The organism is uncultured Planococcus sp. (assembly GCF_947501725.1).
Lineage (GTDB): Bacteria > Bacillota > Bacilli > Bacillales_A > Planococcaceae > Planococcus > Planococcus donghaensis_C.
The window spans coordinates 1-7,511 of the sequence record NZ_CANMXD010000025.1 but is presented as its reverse complement, the minus strand read 5'-3'; the positions used below and the strand labels follow the sequence as shown (position 1 = coordinate 7,511).

The following is a 7,511-nucleotide window of genomic DNA, read 5'->3' as shown; positions in this document are numbered from 1 at the left end:
GCGTTTCCCGGTCTTGCCTTCCCGAAGTGACACAACTTTCTTTTCCTGGATCTCGGTCGTTTTGATTTTTAACAGATCCCCGACCCGCAGCCCTGAATTGATGCCGAGAAGAAACAAGATATAATCCCGTTCTCCGCACCATTTTTTCAGGCTCCATTTCATATCCTCGATGCGCTCCAGCGACCGGATCGGCTGCACGTCTTTGATTTCGTTTTGCTTTATCATGACAGTCTCCTTTTGGTTGGTTGCTGTATTTTAAATTGGTTAATTGCCGGATGTAGCGAACTACTCAAGGTATTTGGATTAAAAGAAAAAAAGAGCGCCGCCAAGGAAGGACAAGCCTCTTTAAAAAAGCGATTAATCCCGATGGAGTTCTTCCGGCTCTTTGTTTTCTTCTAAGGCTTGAATTTTCCTTTCGTATTCGTTTCTTTTGGCCGAACTTTTGACGATAAAAAAAAGAGCAGTAATGAGAAGGGCTGCTAAGACCACCCACAAAAGTATAGGCGATAACGCGATTAGATTATCCATGGAATTGCTCCTTTCTAAAATCCTGTTCATTTTTTCAACTGCCTTTTTCGAATCTCGGAGCCTAATAAAATCAGGGTTTTGAATGTATCTTTTTTTCTACTAATTTCAGTTTCGCTTGTTTTTTGGCTGAAGTCAATGGAATCGGGGATTTGAATGTAACTTAATTATCATTATGTTACATTCAGAATTGATAAGAAAATCCCTTGAATCGGACTAATTTAAAGAAAATGAAACTTTATTAGCAATGATTCAGTTCACATTAAGAGAAAAATAACTCTGAAAAGGGGGATAAAAATGAAAAATTTTATAAGACTGAACTTAATTAGTTTTATATATTCGATTTCAATACTTGTGCCCATTGAGTTAACAATTAATGTATTGAGAATTAGCAGGTTAACTAATCTAGACATCGATACCGTCAGTATCTTAAGCCTTTTAGTAGTTATTTTTGTATTTTTAGTAAGCTCGATCGGGATTGTTTTTGTGATAAGAAAATGGACAGAAGTACCAAAATGGGTTCATTTTTCGGTTATTCTCTGGTTTCCTTATTTTATTCTACTGGTGTTTATTGGCACATCTCTTTTTCCAGCAACAAATCTTGAGGACATACCAAGTGCTGGTACAGGTTTACTAGCCCTCGGAATGTTAGTAGCTTTCCCTGCATATATTATCTTTACCAACCACTTAGCAATTTCGAAAGCACAGTCTAAATAGTTAGTCGGTGGCAAATCTGAATGTAACTTAATTCACATTAAGTTACATTCAGACCCCCGAACTATTAGCTGCTTAATTCATATTGGTTTTTTCATTAGTCTTCTTTTTAGTAATAGTTTGAATGATAAATCCTATCAGCTGCAGCCCAAATCCTATTACAAAAGCTACAGTGGAACCTGTATTAAAATATATTATTACGAGCACTAACCCTACTAAGTATATTGTCCATGCCAATTTCATAACCCAGATCCCCTTTTCTAATAGCTTTTCTTAAAATCCTGTTTTGAATGTAACTTAACTGCACTTAAGTTACATTCAAACTCTTGGTTTTCTTAGTATTGCAACGAAGCTTTAATTACTTCGAGATTTAGTGTCTTTTATGTCTGAAATTCCGATGATCGGGCAAATAACAAGCCCTGCTAGGAGAATAGCCGTCCATACCCAACTGTCTCCCCAAGAAGTAATTAAATAAATTAAACAGACGATTGCAATGATAAATGCGCTATATTTTTCTAAGAAACTTTTAAATGACTTCACCCAATAACCAGCCCCTTACTTGATAAAACATTTCTTTTAATACCATACCAATCGATTCCTATTTATTCCATATCCCAATTCCTAATCTCTAAGGCTCTTTTGTGCATAGTTATCTCCACTGTTCTTTTTGGCTGCTGTGAGAGCCATTCTAGTGTATTTAATTTTGACTCTTAGGATAGTAGTGGAGCTATTGCTTCTAATCCTCTTCTATAGGATGTCATCTTTGCGATTTTACTTTCTGCAGCTTTAGTAAGTCAGCTGTGAAGTCTCGTGATAAGATAAAAGCAACAGAAATGTTGATATGGAGGCTTTTTCTATATGATGATGACGTGATGAGTGAATGATGAAAGGTGATGATAATAGTGGAACAATGGTATACCGTTGGTGAATTAGCAGAGAAAACCGGAATTGCTGAGCCCACTCTAAGGAGATATATAACAAAGTTTCACCCTTATTTCATCAGTAAAGGCGGCAATCGTGCCAAGAAATATGAGGCTGCTGCAATTCCTATCTTAGGAAGAATCAAAGCGCTATACGATGCTGGCTATGAAACTACAGGTCTAGCGGAAGTGATAAGACGCGAGTTTCCCGTGATTATTAATGATAATAAGCGTGATGAAACTGAAGAAAGCCATTCTGCGCGGGCTTTGGCGACTACTGAGGACGTGACGGAATTAAAGAAAGTCTTAACCGAAGTGAATCAAAAATTAGCAAAACAAGAAGAGTTTAATGTCTTACTCATTCAAAAATTAGAGGATCAAAATCGCTTTATTAAAGAGGCCCTAGAAAATCCTCCTCCTTTATTTTTAGAAAAAAAGACGGATGAAGAAGAGGCAGCCAAACCAGCTAAAGAATTAAAGAAAGGGTTTTGGAGTCGCCTCTTTAAATGATTTTTCTTAACTTATAATGCAAAGAAAAAGAGAGGTCGGTGCGATATATGAATTTGGTAGAATATAATAAGCGATATGAAACACTCATGCACAGTAACTTACCAAACCATGAGAAAGATCTCATGCTGTCTGCTCTTATGACTGAACTAGAATCAGCTTTTAATATCCCTATGCAGAAAACGCCTGAATGGGAAGAACAAAATCGGAAAGTAATTGCGTTGTATCGCAAAGTATCTTTAAGCAGAAGCTTCTAAAACTTTATAAGGTAGGCCATAAAAAAAACACCCGAAGGGTGCTTGGATTTCATCCTATTCTTTCTACTATGTCCAAAAATGGTTCTTTATTAACGGTAAATCCATATACTCAGGCTTCAAGTGTTTTAAAAACACGATTATTTGCTGTTGCTTTGCGGAAAATTTATCTGTAGAATTGTCAGTAATTAGAATATGAACGGAAAAAGAACCTCAACTGTTACAGTGGTGTTGGAAGCACCCTGTAACCGTTCCCCCTATTCAAGGTAGGGAAAACACTTGTCGAAGTTCTTGTAACTAACTTTAGTTATACCCTTTATTTTAAGGGCTAATGCAGTTAGTTTCAAGAGATATTATTCTCTTTAGCTTACTTTTAGTTGATTTGAGTATAAAAGACACTGTTTCCCCTTATGTTTATCGGGAAACGGTGTCTTTTTCTGTTCCTGAAAAGGAGAAATCTCAATGACACTTTTAACAGCTTATAACCAGGACGTACAACGCTTTTTCCAAGGCGGTTACTGCAATAAGATCCGCAAAGAAACCATCCTTTCCACGATTGAAGAGAAAGTTTTTCAGATGGGCAAAAGTTTTGGCCACTTATTCCCGAATAAACGAAAACAAGTGTTGGATGAAATCATTTATTTATTGAGTGGCACCGGTATTTGCAAAATCGGTGCAGATAAACTGGCAGAAAAGGTCAATTGCTCGGTCCGCACCGTAAAAAGCGCTGTCGCTTCGATAAAAGAAACGGATCAACTGGTTGTGGCCCGGCTAGCAGATGACAAGGCAGGGAAATACATTTTCGTATACAAAGAACACCCGAACTTCCACCAAATTTTAAAAGAGGTCTTTTTCCTTGATTCACTGCCTGTATCGGATGCAGTTGCACCTCCTTTTGCACCTCTAGTTGCACCTCTTCAAAACGCTGAACCTGTTGGGGCTGTAAGCGTAGAAGGGCAAAAAACGAGTTCTAACCATATTAACTCTTTTAATTCACTACAAGAAAGAGATAGTATACAGCAAGCTATTGAAAATGATGTGCAAGAGGCCCATCAAGACCAACAAAAAACACGCGAAAAGTTGCAAGTTTATCAGGCTAACCAATTTCAACTCATGTTATTTGATGAAATTATGGCGTTTCCGTTCCCTGATTCCATCAAAACGGTCGCTGGAACGATTGCTTTACGGGTTGGAATGGACTGTGACGAGAGAAAAGTGCTTCAAGCGATGCAATTACTCAATAAAATGGCGATTAATATGATGAACGGGGTAGAAATACGCAATATCGTGGCTGTTTTCAGTGAAGGAATGGCTAATCAGCGGTATTTAGTGGTTTCAACACCTGCTGTGCAGCAGTCTGCAACGCCTAAAGTCCGTTTTTATAACTGGTTAGAAGATTTAAGCTGATCCCGTAGAGGATTCCTTTTGGCCAGAGTGAAAAAATCCCCTTTTCAAGACCGGTAAGGGCCTTAAAAAAGGGGAATGTGGCTGAATTGCTTATTTTTCACTCATCAGCTGTTTTCTTTTTGCAGTTGATCGAACAAAATCTGAGCACCTTCCGGACTTAAAATCAGTCCCGGAGCAAACTCTTTGTTTTCTGCTAGTACCTGACCGGTTACGGCACACGCCCGATGCGCCTGGTATTTCTTCAGCAGCACAAAGTCGCCGTCCACGAAGATTTCCATGGCATCGCCTTCATTTAAATTCATGGTTCGTCTTAATTCGATGGGAAACACAAGACGGCCTAGCGGATCTATTTTTCGTACAACACCGGTACTTTTCATTTTTACACAACCTTACCTTCAGTTTTAAAATCTCCACCAGTTTATCATTCATTGGTTGGGATTTAAATCCATTCTTTAAGGCATTTCTACGCCCATAAGCGAGAAGAGGAGCTTTACCCCCAAATAGACGGGAACGATGAATACAGCCGTCCCTAAGCCGTATTTGGCAACATCTGACCAGTAGCTGAGCAAGGCGCTTTTTCTAACGCTCTGGGCCAAGGTCGCGCTCTTTTTCTCGAGGTCTTTCATGTTTTCGTTCATTCTGCGATTCAACTGGCTCATGCTGTTGTCCAACATGCCCTCGATCTTGCTCATTTTCTGGACGGTCGTTTCGTTGTTCGCTGCCATCTCGCTCTTGCCAGTCTCCAAGTGCTGCAGAAGCTGATTCCCGTAATCGCGCTGCGTGCTCTCGAGCGCTTTCAAAATCGAAATCATCTGTTCCTGGACGTCCTGGCTGACTTTCGTGATTTTCGACAGTTCGTTGTCCAGCGTCATTTGACTGGTCCCGTCCTTGTCCATGTGAACCCGAATGTAGCTTTTCATCAGGGCGTTGAGTTCGTTCGTTTCTTTCATCAGTTTTTCCAGTTCGTTCGAATTTGGCAGAGGCTGCGTCTGGTAAATCGGCGCTTCCTCGCTCTTGACCTCGTTCAATTTGTCTTTCAAACTCATGCGTCAACGTCTCCTTTTCATAAGCCAAGCCTAGTTTTGTTCCCCGGACAAACCGTTCAAAATCGGGGTGCTTGAAGCTGATGTTTTTATTGGTGATTTTGGTTTCAATGCCAAACTGCGCTTTTAACTGATGGGCGAGATTCGGCAGGCTGGTTGCCTGGCCTTTGATGCTGTCGATGCTTTCCCGAATCTCGTCTTTCCAGCTGTCTTTTCCTTTTTCTAGCAACGCTTTTTCCGCGAGGGTATAGCGAATTTGGGCCGTGGGTTCTTTGACGATCGACAAGCCTTTGGACAAACAAAGTTGATCACTTTGTTCCCGAATCTTGTACAAGTCCTTCTTAGAGGATTGATACTTGCTGCCATTTTCGAAACTGACTGCATTAATCACAATGTGATTGTGAATGTGGTCTTTGTCGGTATGGGTATACACCACTGCTTCATGTCCCTTAGCAATATTCCTGGCTAAGTCTTGGCCGATTTCATTGGCCATTTTAGCCGTCACTTCTCCTGGTTTAAACGATTGAATGACATGATGGGCCTGAATGCCTTCTGTCTTTCCCCAGAGCTCTCTGGTGGCTTTAAATTGCGCCTTGGCATATTCTGCTGGACAATCCACTCCGCCTCGTTCTTTCGCGCGCTTTTCGGCATAGGAAATTAGCTTTGTCGCTACTTTTGTATTGCCGAGTTGAATTGTTGCCATAAGGCCTGCAACTCCTTCTCTATGCGCTGCACTTCCTCTTTCGGAACCGCAGCCCCCTCATTGGCTCGCTTGGACAACTGATTGACGTTGTTTCCAATCGCGCGCAATTGCCGAGCCATCTCAAATGCCCCCTCCCGATCGATCTTGGGAGGCGTCATTCTCGCCCCTTGTGCCTGCTTCTTGCAGAAGGCCGGCACACTCATTCCAGCAGCTTGAGCCATCTGCTCAAGCTGCTGGAATTCGAGGTCGTTCACCCGAAATTTAATCTGCCGATTCTCTTTCCTGTTCTCTCCCAAAAAGACCGCCCCTCCTTTTCAATCTGCGATTGAAATTATGCTTCCTACTCGTTGGTGTGCTCCGAGTATATCAGCATAATAGAGGGTTGGCAAGCTTCGTAAATGGTACCCATTTACAGCTTGTTGGGGAGTCCCCCAATCCCCCGAAGACCTTGGGCGTTGCCCAAACCTACAAGGGAAATGCTTTCCCTTGACCCTCCCCAAAAACCCAAAAGAAGGTTTCGGGAACGCAGCTGATCGCTCGTCCCCAAAACCAAAAAGCAAGCCGATGGCCAAACGTTTTCACGTTTAGCAGCCGGCCCATTCAATCCAATTATTGCTTAGTGATTATATACCCGGTCGTTGCCGATGAGTTTTTCACTCCGTGAAAAACTCATCGAATTGTATCTGTAGGGGTTTCTTCTAATTTACCTACCAGATGTGTTTCAGTTGGAAAAAGGAGAGATGTCGTGAAATGATGGGGAGTATAAAGAAAAATCCAATTTTCTCCAAGAAAGAGGTTTTATGATGCAGATTTTTATAACAGTGATTATTCTCGCTTTTATCATCATGACTCATATTCTTGTTTGGAAGTGGGTCGCCTACCTTCAGGAAAAATATGCGACAGATGAAAAAAAGGGAAGCCGGATTATGTTTGGGATTATGATGTTGCTGGCTGCACTCTTTGCCTTACTGGCTTTCGTGATGATTCAAACATCGACTTAACATTAAACAGCTCGATTGAATTTACAGACGAAACGCCTTCAGATTGCTCTCGATCTGTTCGTCCGTGATACCGATATAACGTAATGTAATCTGCGGATGGGCATGGTTGAGGATGTTCTGCAGCTCGGCAATGTCCCGGAACTGCTTGTAATGCCAGTAGCCGAATGTCTTGCGCAAGGTGTGCGTGCCGATGCCGTCCGGCATATCGACCATTTGAGCCGCCTTGTTGAGCTGCCGGTAGGCTTGGACCCTTGTAATCGGATTTTGCCCTTTCCGGCTTGGAAATAGCCATTCTGTGCCGTTTAACGTGTCGATATAAGCATTTAGCTCGTCATAGATGTTGCCGAGGTGGATAGTCCGGCGTTTCCCGGTCTTGCCTTCCCGAAGTGACACAACTTTCTTTTCCTGGATCTCGGTCGTTTTGATTTTTAACAGAT

Annotated in this window: 9 protein-coding genes and 1 pseudogene; 4 read left to right on the top strand and 6 right to left on the bottom strand. The window is 41.6% G+C overall.

Features of this window, described 5'->3' with window-relative positions; translation table 11 throughout:
* Together Q0785_RS20100 and Q0785_RS20095 are read right to left on the bottom strand one after the other, a co-directional pair.
* Positions 1-225, bottom strand: a pseudogene (locus Q0785_RS20100) (site-specific integrase); the annotation flags it as partial.
* A 132-nt stretch (positions 226-357) separates the two neighbouring features.
* Positions 358-528: a hypothetical protein gene (locus Q0785_RS20095; protein ID WP_298834577.1), complete on the bottom strand. Its 171-nt coding sequence runs from the start codon at positions 526-528 to the stop codon at positions 358-360.
* A 294-nt stretch (positions 529-822) separates the two neighbouring features.
* On the opposite strand from Q0785_RS20095, the gene Q0785_RS20090 reads away from it, so the two are divergent.
* The 3 genes from Q0785_RS20090 (at position 823) to Q0785_RS20080 (ending at position 4,327) form a co-directional block, all read left to right on the top strand.
* Entirely contained in the window at positions 823-1,242 is a 420-nt protein-coding gene (locus Q0785_RS20090) for a hypothetical protein (RefSeq protein ID WP_298834575.1), read from the top strand.
* 899 nt (positions 1,243-2,141) lie between these two features.
* Positions 2,142-2,669: a MerR family transcriptional regulator gene (locus tag Q0785_RS20085; RefSeq protein WP_298834572.1), complete on the top strand. Its 528-nt coding sequence runs from the start codon at positions 2,142-2,144 to the stop codon at positions 2,667-2,669.
* A gap of 713 nt (positions 2,670-3,382) precedes the next feature.
* Entirely contained in the window at positions 3,383-4,327 is a 945-nt protein-coding gene (locus Q0785_RS20080) for a cytosolic protein (RefSeq protein ID WP_298834569.1), read from the top strand.
* A gap of 104 nt (positions 4,328-4,431) precedes the next feature.
* On the opposite strand, the gene Q0785_RS20075 is transcribed toward Q0785_RS20080, so the two are convergent.
* The 3 genes from Q0785_RS20075 to mobC form a co-directional block, all read right to left on the bottom strand.
* On the bottom strand, positions 4,432-4,704 hold the full coding sequence (locus Q0785_RS20075) for an AbrB/MazE/SpoVT family DNA-binding domain-containing protein (protein WP_298834566.1): 273 nt from the start codon (positions 4,702-4,704) through the stop codon (positions 4,432-4,434).
* Between the two features lie 202 nt (positions 4,705-4,906).
* Positions 4,907-6,073, bottom strand: coding sequence for a relaxase/mobilization nuclease domain-containing protein (locus Q0785_RS20070; protein WP_298834563.1), 1,167 nt, complete (start codon positions 6,071-6,073; stop codon positions 4,907-4,909).
* Positions 6,040-6,369, bottom strand: coding sequence for a plasmid mobilization relaxosome protein MobC (mobC, locus tag Q0785_RS20065; protein WP_298834560.1), 330 nt, complete (start codon positions 6,367-6,369; stop codon positions 6,040-6,042). Before mobC ends, Q0785_RS20070 begins: the two co-directional genes overlap by 34 nt.
* A 507-nt stretch (positions 6,370-6,876) precedes the next feature.
* Between mobC and Q0785_RS20060 the strand changes: the two genes are divergently transcribed.
* Positions 6,877-7,074: a hypothetical protein gene (locus Q0785_RS20060; protein ID WP_298834558.1), complete on the top strand. Its 198-nt coding sequence runs from the start codon at positions 6,877-6,879 to the stop codon at positions 7,072-7,074.
* 21 nt (positions 7,075-7,095) lie between these two features.
* Here the strand turns inward: Q0785_RS20060 and Q0785_RS20055 are convergent.
* Positions 7,096-7,511, bottom strand: a 416-nt coding sequence (locus Q0785_RS20055) for a tyrosine-type recombinase/integrase (RefSeq protein ID WP_298834556.1), incomplete at its 5' end; no start/stop codon positions are given.

What these genes read in the sequence shown, in the direction of transcription:
- Q0785_RS20095 (WP_298834577.1), bottom strand. Translation starts at nt 528, where the DNA reads ATGGATAATCTAATCGCGTTATCGCCTATACTTTTGTGGGTGGTCTTA.
- Q0785_RS20090 (WP_298834575.1), top strand. Translation starts at nt 823, where the DNA reads ATGAAAAATTTTATAAGACTGAACTTAATTAGTTTTATATATTCGATT.
- Q0785_RS20080 (WP_298834569.1), top strand. Translation starts at nt 3,383, where the DNA reads ATGACACTTTTAACAGCTTATAACCAGGACGTACAACGCTTTTTCCAA.
- Q0785_RS20075 (WP_298834566.1), bottom strand. Translation starts at nt 4,704, where the DNA reads ATGAAAAGTACCGGTGTTGTACGAAAAATAGATCCGCTAGGCCGTCTT.
- Q0785_RS20070 (WP_298834563.1), bottom strand. Translation starts at nt 6,073, where the DNA reads ATGGCAACAATTCAACTCGGCAATACAAAAGTAGCGACAAAGCTAATT.
- Q0785_RS20060 (WP_298834558.1), top strand. Translation starts at nt 6,877, where the DNA reads ATGCAGATTTTTATAACAGTGATTATTCTCGCTTTTATCATCATGACT.